This window comes from Amycolatopsis sp. FDAARGOS 1241, from assembly GCF_016889705.1.
Lineage (GTDB): Bacteria > Actinomycetota > Actinomycetes > Mycobacteriales > Pseudonocardiaceae > Amycolatopsis.
Genome location: NZ_CP069526.1, coordinates 5,401,254 through 5,419,043, shown reverse-complemented (window position 1 = coordinate 5,419,043; position 17,790 = coordinate 5,401,254). Strand labels below are relative to the sequence as shown.

Here is a 17,790-nt window from a genome sequence, read left to right as displayed (position 1 = left end):
TGTATCGAAGTCGGTCAGAGCCATTCGTTGATCGCTGCGCAGGCCGGGTCGGGCAGCGGGCAGGTAGGACTGCGAGCACGACCAGGACTGCGAGCACGACGCGGCCGCCGCCGCGGTCGCCAACCCGGCCCCACACCACCAAGCGCCGCGGCGACCACTCGGTGACAGTCAACAAGCCACCAGATGTACGCGCACCTGAATATTTTCCGCCATGCCCTGGTTGAGGCCGCATGTCGGGAAACTCTGCCGCGTGCGGGGATCCCGGTCGAAGTGGGCGCGCCTACGAGCCAGCCGCAGGTGAGAGTTCCCCGTTCGCGCGTGCGGGGACAGCCGGACACGTTCCGCCGGAGCCCTTCACAACCGAGAGGAGGACGATGGCGCGCATGTCTACGGCCTGGCATGTGGTGCGCGACCTCGCGGACTGGTCACCGTGGGTTCCTTTTTGAACAGGTCCTCAGTACGGCACCACCGGCACCCGGCGTCTACCTTGCCCGCGCCGCTGGTAGCCCCATCGTGTACGTCAGGATGGCCGGCGAGCGCCAGAGATTCTGTCTTGTTTGTGTCTTGTCAGGTGGGCGTCGGCGGCCGGACCCCAGGGCAGGTGTTGCAGGTCGTAACCATCACCGCACCCTTGCCACGACCATCCCTCGGCGGAGCCACGGCCCGCACGCGCGCCGAGATCACGGAACCATTCGACAACCTCGAGCTCGTGCGGCCGGGCCTGGTCGAGCTGGTGAACTGGTGGCCGGACGGTCCGCGGCTCAAGCCGCTCAACGTCGCCCAGCGGCTCTTCGCCGGCGGCGTTGCCCGCAAGCTCTGAGCCCGTCGGGAACCCCGCGCGACCATCGACGCCGCGCGGCAGGCCTGGGTCCCGAGCTTCCGCCGCCGCCTTGAACACGTCGTCGATCGGTCAGGCGTACCCTCAGCCCGGGACCGGGACACCGATCACGGCGGTGGATGTCGTGGCCCCTTCGCCGATCACGGACGAGAAGCTTTGACCGGCAAGCCGGGGCACGGATCTACTACGGCACCGACGGCAACGCCTATGGCAAGAACACCCGCGTCCTCGTCGTCGAAGGCCCCCGCGGCCCGACTGAGCGCCGCGATCACGCGACAGTGCTGTGGGCGAACCGGTCCGTCGCGCCGGCCAGCACGCCTGCACCGAGGCGGTGGACGTCGTGTGTCCGACGTTGTCCGGCATCACCAGCTCGCTGCGGGACCAGGCGTGGCGCAGCAGCGACGATGTTGTTGGTGTCGAGCACGTCCTGCGCGCCGCCCTGATGGGCCGTGGGTGTGAGCGGTCCTTCTGCGGGCTGGGTGCTCCCAGCGCAGCGGGGCGGGGAGGCTTGGGGCCGGCGCGGGGGTCGCCTCTCGTCGAGTGGGGCGACCCGGGGCCGAGGACTTTGGCGGTCCGGGAGGGCGGTGGGTGGAGCCCGGGGACACCACCGCACCGGTAACCACTGGCAACGCTGCCCGGCCCGGATGTTCCACAGTGGACGTGGCGAGGTGTTCCCAACCCCGGCTCTGCCGTCAACAAGACCCGGCCGGGCGACCCGTGCCCCAGTTCGCCGTCCGGGCCCGGACGTCACCTCGGGGTGTCGCCTCTGGCGAGCAGCACACGATTGCCCCGCCCGGGGCAGGTGCCAGGTGGTGGCCCGGGCGGGGCGTGAGGGGTGTGTCTAGTTGCGGCCTGCCATGACCCCGCCGTCGACGTTGAGGATGGCGCCCGTGGTCCAGCTCGAGGCGGGCGAGAGGAGGAAGATGATCGCGGAGGCCAGGTCCTGCGGGGTGCCGACCCGGCCGAGCGGGTGCAGGCCGGCCATCTGCCGCAGTGTGGCTTCCCGCTGATCGGCGGGAAGCCAGTCGAAATGGGGTGTATTGGTGACGGCGGGAGCCACGGCGTTCACCCGGATGCCCTCGCCGGCGAGCTCGATGGCCAGGTTGTGGGTGAGGGCGTGCAGCCCCGCCTTGGCCATCGAGAAGGCCGAGGACGGGGTCACGGCGAGGGCCTGGTGCGCCCACATCGCACCGACGTTCACGATGGCGCCGCCCTGGCCCCCGGCGACCATGCCCCGGACAACGGCCTGAGTGAGGAAGAAGGTCGCCCTGTTGAGGTCGTGATAGGAGTCGTAGTCCGCGACCTCGTGGTCCAGGAACGGCTTGAGCCGGACGAGCCCCGCCGAGTTGACAAGGAGGGTGGCGTCAGCGTGCTTCTCCACCAGTTGCTTTTGCGCCTCGAGGACCTGATCCCAGTCCGCGAGGTCGGCCGCGACCGACCACGCGCTGCCGGAGCGCGACAGGCTTGCCACCGCGTCGTCGAGTTTCCGCCCCGGGCGGCCCACGATCACCGCGCTTCCACCCGCCGCCATCACATCTTGCGCGGTCCTGAAGCCGATGCCACTGCTGCCACCGACGACGACGATCTTTCGGCCCTCGAAGCTCTCACTCATGACAGTTGTTCCTTTGCACGTAGGCGTTCCACCCAGCTGGCGTTCGTCCGTACGTCTGCTACCGCAACATGGTCGGTCTTACCGCTCGCTGGCTATCGGGCCCTCAGGGAAGCCGAGGGGCGCGCTCGCCTTAAGTGATGTCTCGTAACTGGTGCTGTTGTTGGTGTTGCTGGGTGTTGCGATCAGCCGGCGAGGAGGATGTTGTGCAAGTGTGCGATTCCGGACACCGTGTCGCCCAGCGTGATGGCGGCGCGCCGGTAGTCCCGCAGGATCGTCCAGCACTTCATCCGCGCCAGCGCGTGTTCGACACGGGCCCGGACCTTGCGATGCCCGGCGTTGAGTTCTTCCTTCCATTCCGGAAGACCGGTGCCGTCGCGGGGCTTGCGGTACGGCATGATCACGCTGGAGTTGCCCTGGTAGCCACCATCGGCCGGTCGCTGATTTTCTCCTCGATCCCGCAATCGCGGTAGACGGTGCAGTCGTTGCGGTTGCCAGGCCAGGGATCACCGGTCGCGATGACCAGCCTCGCCCGGACTGCGGGGCTGCGGCGGTTGACCCTCTCACTGCCAGTGAGGTGCGCGCACGCCTATGACCTGCGGTTATGGAGAATCTGCTGGTCTGCTCGTGCTCTTGATGGCAGTCGGGTGCGACTGGATGCGGTTGACCACCGTTGAAATCACGGTCGTGCTCCAGAATTGCTCCACGCTGCGGGCGTACTTGCGCGGGGGTCGTCGTCAGCCATGATCATGAGGATCAGGTCATGCAGGTCGACATCGGGTGTAAGCGGTCGGTGTCCTCGCCCAGCGGATCAGTTCGGCTGCGGAGGGCCACCGATCGTGCATGAGATCTTAAAGATTTTCGAGCTCTGGTTTCAAGCAACATGACCGCTGGTGGAGGCGGTCGGGCAGCGACGGGGGCGTCCCGGTCGGTGATGATGCTCCCAACGCTATGTCAGGTGTCGAAGCATCGTTGTGAAGGCGTGGGTGACAGCGTCGGTGCGGCGGGCCGTCAACCTCCACCACCGGGAAACCTTAGCCAGTGTCGCCGATCGCGCCGGCCCGTGCGTGGTGCCTCGAAGGATCCCCCCGACGAGCACGGCGGCGCCCGAGACCTCGTCCTCCGGGTGCGCCCGCGGTAGCCAGGCGTGCAGCGGCACGGACCTGGCCTTCGACGAGAACCCGGCCAGCGTCAGGACGAACACCAGCGTCGCGGTTCCGGGCGGCAGATGCGCGGCGCGTAACGCCGCGAAGCTGTCGCCGCCGGCGTTGGCGGAGAAGACGAGCAGCCCGACCAGGATGGTGACGAACCCGAGGTGCGTCATCACGGCGTACCACCGCCCCGCCGACGCGCCATGAATTTCCAGCACACCGCGAACGTGCCCGCGCTCGCCGCCGCCGGCACCAGCAGCATCGCCAGCACGAACAGCGGGAACACGGCTTGGGTGTGCCGGTCACGGAGGGAGCATGGTGTTCGGCCTAGGACCACCCGGCGTTCGGTTCGCCGGCGGCGAGCGCCGCGCATCGCGGGCAGGTCTGCAGGGTCGTGCCACCAACCGGCGGGCCGAACTGCTTCGAGCGGACGACGATGCGCAAGGTGCTGTTGCACAGCGGATGGCCGGCATTGTCGCGCGCCGCGTGCCGCAGCACGACGGGCAGTGGACTATCCTCGCTGGTCCGCAAGAGCTGGCGGCTCGTGCTCGGTGACCGAGGTGCGGGCGTCGTCTCGATGAAGCATGAATGCAAGGTCATCTGGCAGTTCCTCCCGGGGACGTCGACTAAGAGTCGCCGTATGCGGCCCCACCGTGACGTCTGTGCTGCAATTGCACCCGTCTGGAGGTATCACCACTCGCGCCAGCTCCGCTCGGCTGCATGGGATCGTGGGGCGGCCGGGTTGACGAACCGCGGTCCGCGGGTGCCGACCATCGCGGCGGACCCCATTCTCCAACGCCGACACCGCCATCGACCGCCAGCGGCGGTGTAGGCTGCCCATTGCCGCCGGGTGGTTCTCACCAATCGGATTTTTCACCGACGCGGCACGACGAGCGGGGCCCGACATGACCGGCGTGTGCGCTGGTCAATGAAGTTGGGCTGGGATCGGCGCGGTTCATGATCCGGCCGCTGGGGGCTCTGGCACGGTGACAGGGTGACGACGGGGGATATTGCCGAGCGGGGCAAGCTGCGTCGCACCTGTGCAGGATTTGCGTGCCCTGCCTGTGGATCGGCCGGTCGGTGTGCTGCACCGCTTGGCGGGCTGGATTCCGCCTCGAGGGTTCCTGGTCGCCACATCTGCGGTCGCCAGATGCGATGTACTGGCCGTGGCGCCGCTGGCTTCTGGGCTCCCGGTCGGTGCTCGCTCTCCGCGTCGGAGGATGTGGTCTGCCGCGGTCGCTGACGTGCGATCGACTGCCGGCATCTGGAGATGCCGGACGTGCGGCATCCCGGTCGCACAGATGTTGCAATCCGCGCACCATGACCTTCGAAGATGGAAAATCAACCTCTATGTCTACCTGACAGCAATTAGCCACACACGATGGACGATGCGGCGGAATCCCATGATCACGCGTTCGCCATCACTTTCGGTGACCGCTGGCCGGGAGGCGAAACCTACAAACCGAACCGCCGGAAACATCGATCACGGATAGACCCGGACGCAACCGCCCGAAACGCGGGTGCAGTCCCGTAGACGAGCCGGGGGGCTGGGGTTACTGTGGGCAGTCTTGGTGATGCTGCCGGTCGGTGACGTTGTCGGCAGGTGGGTGTGGATGACTTCGGCGCTCCAGATCTTGGTGTTGACATCTGCGATCCCGAGGAACCCGTGTTGACGGGGGACGAAGGGAGAGTTTGTGATGTCGGGAATCGCCTACGCGGACAGCGGTCGATCTGATCGCGCGCGCCGCTCGTGTGCCCATTGTGGGCAGCCGGTCTCGGGGGGTGGTGGGGTGACGCTGCTGGTCCCGGATTCCTCGGTGATGACTCCACAAGATCTGGGCACCATGGATGGTCAGCGCTTGGTCACTGCGTGCGGTCACGAGCATGCCTCGATGCTGGTGGAGCAGGCCCGCCGGGCATGGGTGGAGGAGCAGCGCTGGTTCGCGCGGTTGTGCCAGGCCAGCGTCGAGCGAGGTATGAGGGAGGCGACGGTTCCACGTCTTGGTGACTGTGCGCGCCTGTCGGCGCACCAGCTGCGTGAAGCGCTGGCCTGGAACGCCGACCGGGACACTCCTCTCGTCGTGCTGCCGGGAGGCCAGCGGTTGCCAGCAGGCTCCGGCGACCTGTGAGAACCGCGTGCCGCGGTTCCGTCGACACCGAGCGACTGGTGACAAACTGCTGTCAGCCGTTGCTTCGGTGCCGTGCGTCAGCCGCCGGGTATCGGCTGGTGCACGGCGTGTCGGGGCAGCGCCGACGAGTGTGGCAAATGCAGCTCCACAGCAGTGACGAGCAATAAAGGATGTCTTGTAACCCGGTGTCGTCGGCTGGTGGTGATCGTTGATCATGGTGATCTCGCCGTCCCGGTCGGAACGGGTCGCCCCGTTCACGGGGTTGGAACTGGGTCAGTTCCGCAAGCTGGTACGGGTCGTGGCGAAGCGTGGCGGTGATGAGATCGCTGATGGCCGTCCTGGTCGTCAGCGGCGGCTTGACCTTGCCGATCGCGTGCTGCTGGTCGCGACGTACTGGCGGACGAACGTGACGATGCGGCAAGTCGGACCGTTGCTCGGTGTGTCGCATTCAGCGGCACACCGGGGGAAGCGACACCATCGGACCGCTGTTGGCGCTGGCCCCGGTCCACAAGCGGCGAATCGACTCGATCACGATCGTGGACGGCACCCTGGTGCCGACGCGGGATCATCGGTTGGCGGCGCCGTCGAAGAACTATCGGTATTCGGCGAACGTGCGGATCGCGATCGACGTCGACTCCCGGTTGGTGATCGTCGCCGGCGACGCGCAGCCGGGAACGACTGCACCGTCTACCGACTCCGTTATCGAGCAGGACCTGACGGCGCGCCTGGTGATGGCCGACGGCGGCTACCAAGGCAACCAGGCCGTGATCATGCACCACCGCAAACCCCGTGACGGCAGCGATCGGCCAGATTTGCAGGTAGACCTCGACGCCGGCTGGAAAATCCTGCGCGACTACTGCCGCGCCCACCACGCTCAACGACACGGTGTCCGGCATCGCGCACCTCCACAACATCCTCCTCACAGACCGACACGCAACACCAGTCCCACAACCACAAGATCAGTTACGTGAATAGGTCGCCGATGAACTGCAGGGTCGCGGAATTGGGCTTGATTCGGGTCCCGCGGTCGGCGGACAGCCTGATGAGGGATCGAACGGTCGTCCCTGCCGGCGAACCGCGTACGATCTGGCCGATTCGTTGGTCCAGGGAATTCGCGATCAGCGTGGGCCTGCACCACGCTCTCCGTCAGGTTATCGATCAACACGTCGCCGACACCATCGGCGCCGCGCTCCTCGGGCTCGTCCAAGCCATCAGTTTGCCCTTTGTGAACGGGGTGATCTCGCTCCCCTCGTCTCTCCGCGCGGACAGGTCTCCGAGATCGGTGGAGGTGCGGGTGTACAGTCCGAAACAGCCTGCGGCGCGGGTCAGAGGAGAGGGTCCCGCTGCGCTCAGGTTGCTCCCGAGGCTATACCCGAGCTGGTCGCCACGTGGATAGGAAGGTCGATGGCCCTCGTGGAGATGCCTGTCTCAGACACGTCTTTCCAGGCGGTCCAGTGTGACTGACCTCGACCGGCTGGACCTGGTGCTGCGGTCGATCGTGGCCGAGGGCGGTACTGACAGTCCGCGGCGGATCGGGGCGGCCTGTGTGGAGCTCCTGCCGGTCAGCGGGGCAGCGATCACCCTGATGACCAGCGTCGATGCCCAGGAGCCCGTGTATGCCAGCGACGTCGTGGTCAGCCAGCTGGATGGGTTGCAGTTCAGCTTGGGGGAAGGGCCCTGTGTGGAGGCCTTCCTCGAACGTCGCCCGGTGTTGATCGCTGATCTGGTCGAGGTCGTGGACGGCCGGTGGCCGCTGTTCGCTCACGCTGCGCGCGACACGCCAGCGCGGGGGTTGTTCGTGTTCCCCCTGCAGCTCGGCGCGGTCACCGTCGGGGTGCTTGGCCTGTACCGCCTGGAACCGGGTGCGCTGGCCGGGAATGACCTGACGGGGGCGTTGCGGGCGGCGGACGCGGCAATGTGGTCGTTGCTGGGCCTACGCGAGGGCGAGACACTGGAGACTGTCAACGGGACAGGGCCGGCGGACGTGCACGCCTGGCTTTCGGGTGTGCCGCTGCACCGCACGGAGGTCTACCAAGCCACTGGCATGATCATCGGGCAGCTGGGTGTCACGGCCCCGGTCGCGCTGGCGAAGCTGCGGGGCTTTGCCTTCGCGCACGACCGGCCCCTGGATGAGGTGGCCAGGGACGTGGTCGCGCGCCGATTGCAATTCGACAATGAGGAGCTGCGATGAAGACGTCCGAAGACCACGAGCCGGCGCTGGCCGAAGCCCTGGTCCACTTGGCCGACACTCTCGTCGACGACTACGACGTGATCGACCTGCTGAACCGGTTGACCGAATACTGCGTGCGGCTGCTCCCCGTCGACGCGGCCGGGCTGGTGCTGTCCGATCAGCGCGGCCACCTGCGGGTCGTGTCCTCGTCCACCGAGGCAGCCCGGGTGGTGGAGCTGTTCCAGCTGGAAGCTGACGAAGGGCCGTGTCTGGACGCCTTCGGCACCGGACAAGCGATCGCGGTCCCTGATCTGCGCGAGGCCACCGGACAATGGCCCCGCTTCGCCGCGCACGCCGTGCGAGAGGGATTCACTTCGATCCATGCCCTCCCGATGCGCTTGCGCGCCGAGACGATCGGCGCGCTCAACCTCTTCGGCGCCCACCCCGGTCCTCTCCCGCGGGCGGACGTGCGCATCGGCCAAGCTCTGGCCGACATGGCCACCATCGGCATCCTGCACGAACAGACCGTCCGCCGCGCCGACGTGCTCGCCGAACAGCTTCAGGGCGCACTCAACAGCCGTGTGATCATCGAACAAGCCAAAGGTGTCCTCGCGGGCCGCAGCCAGCTCGACATGGTGCAAGCCTTCACCCTGCTGCGCAACCACGCCCGCAACACCAACCAACGACTCCGCGACCTCGCCCTCACCGTGATCGAGGACAACACCACCGCAGACCTCCTCCTTCACACCACCGACAACCCGAATCCCAGCCGCCAGCAGTCGTAAGGAGCCCCTGAACCTTGTACCACCTGAGATGTCCGGTTCTTCTCGGCGCGCTGTCATCAAGATCAGTATCACGTTGGTGGCATTTCTCCACGTGGAGGGCCCGCTTGCGTCGAGCACAGTCAGTGCGAACGCGCGCGTTCCATGGCGTGCGAGTCCATTTACCCCGGTGGCGTCAAAACGAACTGATGCCAAGCCGGACCGCCGTTCATCTCGCCGCCTCAGCAGCGGACGGTCGGGCTTCCGGTGCTAGTAAGCCGGGCTATCAGAAGCTCTTCGCGCACCGGTGGCCGAGCAGCCGCCGCTACTGGTGAATTTCCGGTAACAGTCAGGACAGGGGGTCGACATGACGTCGGTCCCGTCGTTCTCCACACTCTCGGCGGTTGGCCCCGCGCGTCTGAGGCCGAGGCTGACGACGGTGGCCCGTCAGCGGACCGGTCGATGGCGCTTGGTGAGCGGTCTCGAGGCCTGCTTTCGGAGTTTCCCGCCTTGATCGCCGGTATGGTCCGGCGGCACGGCAGGGGCGATCGGGTGGTCTTCAGCGACTCCGCTGGGGTGCCATCTCGTGGTGGGCGGGCACCGGGTGCGGCTTGACGCCGTCGACTCCGTGTCCCACACGTTCTGATGACCAGCCCGTGCGGACGCCCGACAGCAGTGTGGGCCGTCCCGCCTGGTTACAGCGCGGGAGCCAGAGGCCAGCGGTCTCGTCCCGTTGCCAGCGCGGCCGTTGACTCCGCTGGCAAGCGGGCCGGCGCTCACGGGAGCCCGCCCGAGGATGAGTGCACATCGTACTGTTGGAGACGCATTGCGAGCGTGCCGCGATCGATCACACGCCGCGCAGGAGCCAAGCGCCGAGACGACACGGCAGGTCCGGTCAGCGCGCCCGTCACGAACCCGGCGACCGCGGATGGCGGCGGCAACAGGTCGTCACCGTACTGGGCGATGACGAGCACCTCCTCGCTGGGACGGGTTTCGACCGCCAGCGACCATCCGTCACGCTCGGTCCAGACGAGCATGAGATCCCGCCGCGGCCGCGCGGCCGAACTCATCGCCAAGCCCAGCTACGCCGTCGCCGTGTCGCTGATCTCGAAACTGGTGCCTTCGGCCGGTAACCCGAGCTCCGTCGCAACCGCATGAACGTAGCCGGCCAACCCGCGAGCCAACGCCACGGTACTGTCCGCGTTCGTGTCCATGCCACCAGGCTAACTCGCAGCGGAAACTTTCGGGTGCACCGGCTCGTTGCCCACCTCAAACGCATGTTTGCGCGCTCTCGGGACCACCTCGGCTCACGGAATTCACGCCACGAGACAGCCGGGAATTGCCGTCGGCTGAACCGGTCCCGATCCGTGGTGAAGCACAAACCGTGCCGGTCAGGTCGACCGACACCATCCCGGCCGTAGGCTCCCGCAGCGACTTCGCTGAGCTTCCCACTCGATTTGGCCGGCGCGGCCTCCGCCAAGCCCGGCCAGGCACCTCAGCCGTCAGGTTCGCGATCAACAGACGCTGCGGGCTGGGGATCTTGTTAGCGCTGGTGGGTGCCCCGTGGCTACTTGCTGACTTCGGCGCCTCCTGGCGATCATGTTCGGCCAACTCGCCTTCGCAGGCCCAAGACGCGGTCCACGAGCAGATCTTCCGCAGCAGGCGCGCCACGACATGGTCGACAACCTGTACGGCGCCCTGGTGGGGCTGAGCTTCGAATGGCGGTCGGTAAACACAACCGTCACCACGCCAACCCACACCCGAGCAGGACGATCCCGCCCCCGTTGCTCGCCGTCACCCCGAATGGACAGCCCGCCCCCGGGGCGCCCCGCACTGGATAGCGAACTACCAGGCGTTCCTGTTCTTTCACCGCTCCTGCTCGCGGGACCGAGCCTGAACGTTTCGAGCGGTTCAGGCGGTGCTGCGGCGCGCGAGGTGAAGGCCGTCCGGCAGGAAGGAACCCCGCTGGCCACATATGTGTTCGGCTACCTGGCGCTATCGTTCTGGGGTTCTCTCACCGTTGCCGGTAATCATGTTCATAGTGGTATGCCCTGGTTTGTGGGGCATCGACCGGCTGCTCATTCGCACCCGAGCGCAAGGGTATGCCGCCGCCCGCCGGCCAGAAACTGGACCACTTCCGCAAGCCGGTGCTCACCGCCGCATGTCCACCGCAGCCAGCTCACCGACATCGCACTGGGCGGCTTGAGCTATCAGATCGAGCACCCACCTCCTTCCGAGCATGCCCCGCGAACCTGCATCACGCCCAACCCTTGGTACGGAATTCTGCACTCGCCACGGCCTCATCTACGACGAAACCAGCGCGACCGCTTCCTACGCCGAGGTGCCTCTTGTACCTGCATGAGATCGGAGCGCGACTTCGCGCCACCCTCGACCCCGCCAGCTATACCGTGAGGAATGACAACATGATCGCTTCCACACCCACCCGCAAGGCAAGCGGCCGTCCAGCCCTGTTCAGCCACTGCCCGTGCGACGAACCGATCGACCACCTGGTGTTCGCCCGCCCGGGTGCCGCGAAAAACGCACCCGACAGCCCTTACCTCGCGCCACCACGAGATCAGTAAGAGAAACAGCCAAAATAGTTCGAGAAACCGATGCTAAATCCGCTGATGTAGAGTAAAGTTGACACGGTCGGAAATATTTCAAGCTCATCGGTGGTCAAGCCGTGGCTGTTTTCGGCGAACCTCAAGTGGTTGATCTTCGACCGGTAAGGAGAGGACCGCAACGCCGGATTGTCGAGTCGCAACCCGTTGGGCCGTAACGGTCACCCGAGCAGCCGCGGCTGAGTACGCTCGCGCGACAGAAGCCATCGGCGCCCACCATGGGACACCCCCGTCAAATCCGGCAACGACGTCGAGGAGACCGCTCACCGAACTGCCGGCGTCGTACGGCGCCGGCAGTTCGGTGGGGATCAGATCTGGCATCGTCGTCATCCGTGATAGGCCGCATCTGGTTCCGCTGCACCACGGGCTGAATCACCGCGATCGAGCGTTCCGCCCGGTTGTTCGTGCCGCCCACGCCCGGCGTCGACCCTGGTCAGGTGTGTCTCGCCACAGCGATCGCCGACCACGAATTCGCCGGCCAAGTGCGCTCGGTAAATGCGTGGATCGACCAGATTCCAGCGACGAGGAGTGCTCCGTGCCCTCGTCTCTGTCGCGTTCCATGACGAGACCCGTAAGCTCGTGATAAATGATCGAATATTCCGAAATCTGGACGCCGCGCGCGCGATCGACCGGGCACAGTACACGCCTGGTTGTCACGGTCCAGGGGCCGTCACGGCGAAGGCAGCATACGGCAAGCCCCTCCTCCTCAGTCGGGTCGCCGCTGAATGCCGACTGCCCTCGAACTCTCGGCGAATCAGCGGGATGACGCCCACGAGGCATCAACGGTCCGCACATGGCCCACGGCGGCAGGTCGTCGAGGAGGGCAGGTGCGCTCCCCATGCCTCGTCGACGTGAGGGCGATATCCCAGCCGTGACAGGCTCTCGCGACCGCCTGGATGGGACCACACGTGCCGTAGTCTGTCGGTCGACCATCATGCGCGCACCCTTCGCGGTACTCCGGCGGATGGGTCGGGTGGGGCGCGTGATCCCGACGAAGGTGCACCCAGACGGGGCGGACGCCACTCGAGCTGATCGGCGACGACGTCTGCCCGCGCCACACCCCCGGGGCAGCAGCGCAGCGCGAGCGGGTGCGGTCGAGATCCGCGAGCAGGTCGCCGTGCTCGGCGACGTGGTGCAGCACGTCGTCGGCCATGAAGGTCAGCTGCGGGGGATGCGGCTGCCCGGACCTCATCCCACATGACCGGGGTGGAAGTCGGATGTCGCGCCCGCGCAGGGAGTACAACGCGATCGTGGTCTTCGCCGGGTGGTTCCGGCTCCACTCGATCAACACCCGCTTCGTGCGCAGGTTCGTCGCCTTCTTCGTCACCACGAGCTCGGGCATCTCGGCGGCGAGCAGCTCGGTGATCGCCTTGGCGTAGGCGGCCGGGCGCTCGGGCTGGCGGCTTCGGACGCCGAGTAGATCTGCAGGCCTTTCGAGTCGCTGGTCTTGGGCAGCGGGGTGAGCCCGTCGGCGGTGAGCACCTCGAGCGGTCGCTCGGCGACGCGGGGGCCGCGTCTGCGTGCACCGCGCTCTCGCCTGGTGCGAGAGGCGTGTGTGCAGCCGCGGCGGCGCGCCGGCGCGCGGCGCTGGCTCTGGGAGGTCGGGCAGGCCAACTGGAACCACGCTGGGCATGACCGGGCGCGTGGGGTGCGCAGGCGCCCGACCCAAGCATACGAGGACGCCATGAGTTCATCTCCCGGTGAGGGGAATGTCCAGTTCGGAATGCCGGCGTGTCGTCCGACCTACGAGAACGCTTGCGATTTCCGGCCAGCGGGAAAATCTCGGACACGGTTCCGAGGTGAGCGGATTAGTTTCCAAAGTAAACGGCAACGACAGTTCGATCGGGCCGTTCAGTCTCGCTATTTCTGCTTGTCAGCCCCAAATTTGGTCGCCGATTCGGTGGCGTGACCGAAAACGAGGACTGTACTGAGACTTTTAAAGTTTCCCCGGGACTGAACGCGAGAGTAAACCCGGACTAGGACGCGCGGCGAAACTGGCACCCGGGCAGCTCGATCCCGGTACGGCGCGCGACGTGACTCTGGGCTGGCACCAGGGGTGCCAGCTCAGAAAGGCCCGGTCAGGCCGGTGTTGGTGGAGCCGGTGCCGGTGTGGCGGGAGCCGGTACCGTCCAGCCGTTGCGGTGCCGGGGCAGGTATGACGGCCCTTCTCGGCCGGGCCGATGCCGTAGAGGACCTGGTGGATCTTCGCCTGGGACAGCCCCTGCGCGGTCAGCGCGTTCTCTGCCGTCTCCGACAAGGTGCGGTTCTCGCTCCTCAGCTGCCAGATGGCCGTCTCCTGCTCGCGGTCGTCCTCCTCAGCTGGTCGTTGTCGGTCTTCATCGCCCCGTACTTGCGCAGGGCTTGCATCAGTCCGGCACGGTGCTCAGCGCGACGTCGGCGCCACTGCTGGCCGACCCCGGAACCGGGCAGAACCGTCACCAGGCCATCGACATCACCCGTCGGCTCGCCCGAGCGGCCAAGGTGCCGAACCCGAACGAAGTCGCGCCGCACGTGTTGCGTGCTAGCGCCATCACCGACCAGCGGGTGAGTGGAAAACAGCGTCAGGAGGTCCAGAAGTGGGCAGGCCACTCCGACCCGAGCACCACCCAGGGCTAGGGAGCACCGCAACGAGGTCAAGCGTGACGCCGCTTTGACCAGCGCTCTCATCGCAGATCTCGCCGAAGCGGCCGCACACGACCTCTGGCCAGCCCAAAGAAACCCGGATGAAGAGGAGAATAGGATGAGTGATGCCCCTCCAACGCTGCTGGTGCAGCCGGTCGAGCTGCCCGACAAGACCCAGCTGTACCCGTCGTCGCCGCCGACGGTGAGATGTTCACCCAGCTTGACGCGGTCGAGTCCGTGCAGGTCTACGGAGAAACGGTGCAGACATGAGCGAGCAGAGCACGGTCCCGTTCGAGGACCTGAACGCGAAGCTGGACCACTGGAAGGCCGGCGCCGACAACGCGAGCATCCGCGCTGCGGTCACCCTGTTGCAGGAGCACGAGGGCTGGCTGCGCCGCGGCGACTTCGTCTGGCAGTGCATTGATGTCATGTCGGCATCCTCCGATGAGCCGGACGGCGTCGGCTACGCAACTATCAAATGGGCGCAGGTGAAGGACTTCATCGAAGGCCGTGTCCGGGCGTCGACGAGCGAGCTGGCGGTGCTGAAGTTCGCGTGCGCGCTCGCCCGCGACGAGTTCGACTGGACCGGCATGGGGCGGGCGCACCGGGCGATGTTGCTGCGCGCCGTGACGACGGCCCTTGGCGAGGGCAGCGGCGAGGTGGTGCTCGACGACTTCGGCAAGGACATCGCCGCCCGCACCCGCAGCGCGCTCGCCGACCACGGCGGCCACCCCAACCCGGCGTGGCCGACCGGCGAGCAGCTCGCCGTCGCCCTCGTCCTCCGCGACAGCGAGTACCTCGCCTCCATGGACTACAACACACCGAAGGAAGCTGCCGCCCGCGTCCTCGGCGACCTGACGATCCGTCCGCGCAACTTCAATGCCTGGCTAGACGCTGTCCGCGAGGCGGCCGGAGTCGAGACCTGGAGTTTCTGAGCTGACAACCCAGATGAACCGAGCAAGGAGTCCAGGGGGAGAAGAAGATGACCGCGCCGGACGAGAAGGTCGCTACGCTGTGGCCGCTCGATGGCCAGTACGGAGCGCTTGGCCTCGGCGTTGGTGGCCTGCGCCCAGTTGGTCCGCTACGCGACCCTGTGGGCCAAGTCGGAGGTGCTGCCCTCGGCCCCGAGGCGTACCCGGCGATCGGCTACCTGTCCGCACTGCCGTCCGGGCTGAACCAGCTGCTCGGTCAGCTCGGCAACTGGGCTGAGGGTTTGGCCGGCGACCCATCGCTGTGCAGTGACCGCACCCGCGACCACCAAGACGGCGCCACGTCGGCGCTAGACGCGGCCTCCGAGGCGTCTATCGCGGCCGCGTCCGCAAAACGCGATGCAGCGGCACCTGGCCGCGGCGCACACGAAGATCGGCCGGCGGTATCACGACGAGGCATGAGGGCCGAGGAGGTGACGGTGACGACCAGCGCCGACGACACCCGCCCGGTCGTCACGCAGTGGAAGCGGTCGCCGAAGCCCCATGCCGGTGAGCAACTGCTGTACTGGAGAGACCCTCGACCGAGCATCCAGGCGCGGCGCTCTGTAGCACCGATCCCACGGAGGCGGCACGGTTCCCCACGGTCGAAGCCGTTGCGGCCGCGCTCGCCGGGCTCACCAACCGATACGAGATCGCCGGCTGCCAGCACCGGCTGTGCTGAAACATCGCCTGGATGAGGGGCCGCCGCGCGCTGCGGCAGCCCTTGTTCTAGGAACGGCTGGCCGCGGCCGTGCCGAGGCCGAACAGCCGACGATGGTGGGCAACGCCGGCGGGGCGGGGCCGGCGATCCAGCGGGCCTTCAACGCCTCCAACTGCGAGGCCCTCGGCGTAGGGCACGGCGTCGATCTCGCGGGCCCACGCGCGCAGCATCTCGTGCGGGCCGCGGTCGGTCGGCATCACCTGCCCGGTGATGCTCGGTCGGCGCACGAGGTGCCCGAGGTGGGCGATCTGCTCTCGCACGATGTCGGCGCCCAACCGGCGGTGCCGCAGCATCACCTCTTCGACAATCCAGTGCACGGTCGGTACATCGACTCGATTGAAGTTTTGCTGCCTGCTGGCCCTCAGGTCGACCCGCCACCGGACTTCCTCGTCGGTGAGGTGCGGCTCGAGGTAGCGGATCAGGGCCTCGCTGTAACGGCGTGTCTGCGCCAGGCCGGCGACGACGGACGCGACGTAGCCGGTGCACGTGTCGGCGACCCGTTCCATCGCCAGCAGCAGATTGAACCACGGCGGTGCGGCGCCCTCGAACGGCGCGAACCAGTCCTCGCCCTCCTGCGCGGCGTCGACCAGTCGCCGAATCCCGGGCACTCGGCGCTCCATGCCGAAGAAGCCGAGCATAATCTCCAGGTCTGCCGCCGAGGGTAGGTTTCGGCCGCGTTCCAGCTGGGCCACGTACGACCGGCCGCGGCGAAGACGTGCCGCGAGCTGGGCACGCGCTCCGATGCTCCAGCACCGGCGCTCACCCTGGCATGCGCGCTGGCCGACTCACCGCCCGCCTCCCCGGCCGTGCGTTCCCCGCGCCAGCAGCCATCGTCGGTAGTCAGGCGCCGAGGCGGCGGTAGATGCGGCTGGCCAGGGAGGCGGCCAGCTGGTTCAACTCACCCAGCGGCTCCAGCTGCGCGAACTGCCCGAGCAGCTCCGCTGCCGTGTAGGCCTCGGCCTCCGACAGCACCGTCACCCATTGCTCCCGCCGTCCCCGCTCCATCAGCCGGGTGAGGGCCTGGGTGTACTCGCCCAGATCCCGCGCTCCACCCAAACCGTACCGATCACCGAGCGGGTGCTGCGTGCCCTCGTCACTCATGGTCTGTGTGCCCTCTCGCCCCGCCATCCGTCCGACCCGCCCCAGAAAATCTATGGCGACGGGAGTAGACATTCAACGGTGAGGGCATGTAATGTTCTCCATGTACGAGAGAGACAATGTCAAGCGGGCGCGGGAGATAACGTAACTGCCCGTGAGGTGAGACAGGACGGTCAGGCAGGACGGAGCCACTCAAGAAACAGGTTCCGGCTGGGGACCGGGAGCAGTACCCGGGACCGGGTTGTGAAGAGGTGTGACCAGGTAGTACCGGTCTCGGAGTGGTAGTGCAGGACATGGGCGGAGCGTGTGCGCCCGTGAAGATCAGCAGTATCAGCAGTTGTTGTGTGTAAGTGCAGTTGCAGGACCGGTCAGGTGGCCGGAGCCGATCAGTGAACGGGGCTTCGGGCAGTGACCAGCGGCGTCAGCGTGCTGGGACCGATCAGTGGAAGGGTCCCCGCGATGGCGTTCGCAGCAGGTGAAGTAGCAGTACCGAGTAAGTGGAAAACACCGGAAAGAAGGGAACGGGAACATCATTGGATCGCCCGCAGCGGCCGGGTAGTGCCGCGCGGGTGCCGCAGTTCCATCGAGTTCGGAGGTGGTGCTCGGTTACACGTGAGCGATCCCCGCGGGGTCCGGCTTTCCGCCGGCCGCGGGTGCAAGACGCCGGCGGTCACGTCGGTTGGCAATGGTGAAAACCCAAACCCTTGAGGACCCCGGGTGCCGTACATGGCGCCCGGGGTCCTTTGTGATGTGGAGGTGGAATGACCCCTGAGCAAGACCGACCGGCCACGCGCAGCGGGGCCGGCAAGTTCGACGACGAGCACTACCCCGGCTACACGATGGGCCGGGCCGCCGACATGCTCGGCGTCACCCAAGGCTTCCTGCGCAGCCTCGACGAGGCCGGCCTGATCACCCCGCAACGCTCCGCCGGCGGGCATCGTCGCTATTCCCGCTACCAGCTGCGCCTGGCCACCCGCGTCCGGGAACTGGTCGACCAGGGCACCGCCATCGACGCCGCCTGCCGCATCATCACCCTCGAAGACCAGCTCCACGAAGCCCAGCGCCTCAACCAGTCTCAGCACCGCAACACCATCGACTGACC

Annotated in this window: 15 protein-coding genes and 2 pseudogenes; 8 read left to right on the top strand and 9 right to left on the bottom strand. The window is 67.0% G+C overall.

The genetic code is table 11. The annotated features are described in order from the left end of the window. Positions 1 to 631: 631 nt before the first annotated feature. Positions 632 to 820, top strand: a complete 189-nt coding sequence (locus I6J71_RS48935; RefSeq protein ID WP_239153925.1) for an SAM-dependent methyltransferase — start codon at positions 632 to 634, stop codon at positions 818 to 820. Positions 821 to 1,679: 859 nt separating this feature from the next. Here the strand turns inward: I6J71_RS48935 and I6J71_RS26620 are convergent. From I6J71_RS26620 to I6J71_RS26605, 4 genes and pseudogenes are all read right to left on the bottom strand, one after another. Further along, positions 1,680 to 2,450 (bottom strand): SDR family NAD(P)-dependent oxidoreductase, encoded by a 771-nt coding sequence (locus I6J71_RS26620; protein WP_204089346.1) that lies wholly within the window; start codon positions 2,448 to 2,450, stop codon positions 1,680 to 1,682. Between the two features lie 182 nt (positions 2,451 to 2,632). Then, positions 2,633 to 2,976 (bottom strand): annotated as a pseudogene (locus I6J71_RS48930) (transposase family protein); the annotation flags it as partial. A 420-nt stretch (positions 2,977 to 3,396) separates the two neighbouring features. Then, positions 3,397 to 3,771, bottom strand: a complete 375-nt coding sequence (locus tag I6J71_RS26610) for a proton-conducting transporter membrane subunit (RefSeq protein ID WP_239153924.1) — start codon at positions 3,769 to 3,771, stop codon at positions 3,397 to 3,399. A gap of 154 nt (positions 3,772 to 3,925) precedes the next feature. Next, entirely contained in the window at positions 3,926 to 4,096 is a 171-nt protein-coding gene (locus tag I6J71_RS26605) for a hypothetical protein (protein ID WP_204089344.1), read from the bottom strand. 1,292 nt (positions 4,097 to 5,388) lie between these two features. Here I6J71_RS26605 and I6J71_RS26600 point away from each other — a divergent pair. From I6J71_RS26600 to I6J71_RS26585, 4 genes and pseudogenes are all read left to right on the top strand, one after another. Continuing rightward, positions 5,389 to 5,727, top strand: coding sequence for a hypothetical protein (locus tag I6J71_RS26600; RefSeq protein ID WP_204089343.1), 339 nt, complete (start codon positions 5,389 to 5,391; stop codon positions 5,725 to 5,727). Between the two features lie 211 nt (positions 5,728 to 5,938). Beyond that, positions 5,939 to 6,702: pseudogene (locus tag I6J71_RS26595) on the top strand (transposase family protein). Positions 6,703 to 7,183: 481 nt separating this feature from the next. Continuing rightward, positions 7,184 to 7,918: a GAF and ANTAR domain-containing protein gene (locus tag I6J71_RS26590; RefSeq protein ID WP_204089342.1), complete on the top strand. Its 735-nt coding sequence runs from the start codon at positions 7,184 to 7,186 to the stop codon at positions 7,916 to 7,918. Positions 7,919 to 7,995: 77 nt separating this feature from the next. Next, entirely contained in the window at positions 7,996 to 8,682 is a 687-nt protein-coding gene (locus I6J71_RS26585) for a GAF and ANTAR domain-containing protein (protein WP_370541978.1), read from the top strand. A gap of 752 nt (positions 8,683 to 9,434) precedes the next feature. Here I6J71_RS26585 and I6J71_RS48925 read toward each other — a convergent pair. From I6J71_RS48925 to I6J71_RS51120, 3 genes are all read right to left on the bottom strand, one after another. Continuing rightward, complete coding sequence (locus I6J71_RS48925; protein WP_255569967.1) at positions 9,435 to 9,728, bottom strand: DUF6292 family protein; 294 nt, start codon at positions 9,726 to 9,728, stop codon at positions 9,435 to 9,437. A gap of 12 nt (positions 9,729 to 9,740) precedes the next feature. Continuing rightward, the gene (locus I6J71_RS49910; RefSeq protein WP_255569966.1) at positions 9,741 to 9,872 is read right to left on the bottom strand and encodes a hypothetical protein; all 132 of its coding nucleotides are present in this window, start codon (positions 9,870 to 9,872) and stop codon (positions 9,741 to 9,743) included. A gap of 2,161 nt (positions 9,873 to 12,033) precedes the next feature. Further along, a complete protein-coding gene (locus I6J71_RS51120) occupies positions 12,034 to 12,621 on the bottom strand; it encodes a hypothetical protein (RefSeq protein ID WP_370541977.1) in 588 nt (195 codons plus the stop codon). 1,037 nt (positions 12,622 to 13,658) lie between these two features. Here I6J71_RS51120 and I6J71_RS26570 point away from each other — a divergent pair. Further along, positions 13,659 to 13,895 (top strand): site-specific integrase, encoded by a 237-nt coding sequence (locus I6J71_RS26570; protein ID WP_204089339.1) that lies wholly within the window; start codon positions 13,659 to 13,661, stop codon positions 13,893 to 13,895. Positions 13,896 to 14,167: 272 nt separating this feature from the next. Beyond that, positions 14,168 to 14,836: a hypothetical protein gene (locus I6J71_RS26565; protein WP_204089338.1), complete on the top strand. Its 669-nt coding sequence runs from the start codon at positions 14,168 to 14,170 to the stop codon at positions 14,834 to 14,836. Positions 14,837 to 15,598: 762 nt separating this feature from the next. Here the strand turns inward: I6J71_RS26565 and I6J71_RS26560 are convergent. Together I6J71_RS26560 and I6J71_RS26555 are read right to left on the bottom strand one after the other, a co-directional pair. Continuing rightward, positions 15,599 to 16,282, bottom strand: a complete 684-nt coding sequence (locus I6J71_RS26560; protein WP_204089337.1) for a Scr1 family TA system antitoxin-like transcriptional regulator — start codon at positions 16,280 to 16,282, stop codon at positions 15,599 to 15,601. A gap of 148 nt (positions 16,283 to 16,430) precedes the next feature. Further along, complete coding sequence (locus I6J71_RS26555) at positions 16,431 to 16,691, bottom strand: hypothetical protein (RefSeq protein WP_204089221.1); 261 nt, start codon at positions 16,689 to 16,691, stop codon at positions 16,431 to 16,433. A 758-nt stretch (positions 16,692 to 17,449) separates the two neighbouring features. Here I6J71_RS26555 and I6J71_RS26550 point away from each other — a divergent pair. After that, positions 17,450 to 17,788, top strand: coding sequence for a helix-turn-helix domain-containing protein (locus I6J71_RS26550; RefSeq protein ID WP_204089220.1), 339 nt, complete (start codon positions 17,450 to 17,452; stop codon positions 17,786 to 17,788). The last annotated feature ends 2 nt before the right edge of the window (positions 17,789 to 17,790 follow it).

What these genes read in the sequence shown, in the direction of transcription:
- I6J71_RS26565 (WP_204089338.1), top strand. Translation starts at nt 14,168, where the DNA reads ATGAGCGAGCAGAGCACGGTCCCGTTCGAGGACCTGAACGCGAAGCTG.
- I6J71_RS48925 (WP_255569967.1), bottom strand. Translation starts at nt 9,728, where the DNA reads ATGAGTTCGGCCGCGCGGCCGCGGCGGGATCTCATGCTCGTCTGGACC.
- I6J71_RS26610 (WP_239153924.1), bottom strand. Translation starts at nt 3,771, where the DNA reads ATGACGCACCTCGGGTTCGTCACCATCCTGGTCGGGCTGCTCGTCTTC.
- I6J71_RS51120 (WP_370541977.1), bottom strand. Translation starts at nt 12,621, where the DNA reads ATGCCCGAGCTCGTGGTGACGAAGAAGGCGACGAACCTGCGCACGAAG.
- I6J71_RS26620 (WP_204089346.1), bottom strand. Translation starts at nt 2,450, where the DNA reads ATGAGTGAGAGCTTCGAGGGCCGAAAGATCGTCGTCGTCGGTGGCAGC.
- I6J71_RS49910 (WP_255569966.1), bottom strand. Translation starts at nt 9,872, where the DNA reads ATGGACACGAACGCGGACAGTACCGTGGCGTTGGCTCGCGGGTTGGCC.
- I6J71_RS26550 (WP_204089220.1), top strand. Translation starts at nt 17,450, where the DNA reads ATGACCCCTGAGCAAGACCGACCGGCCACGCGCAGCGGGGCCGGCAAG.
- I6J71_RS26555 (WP_204089221.1), bottom strand. Translation starts at nt 16,691, where the DNA reads ATGAGTGACGAGGGCACGCAGCACCCGCTCGGTGATCGGTACGGTTTG.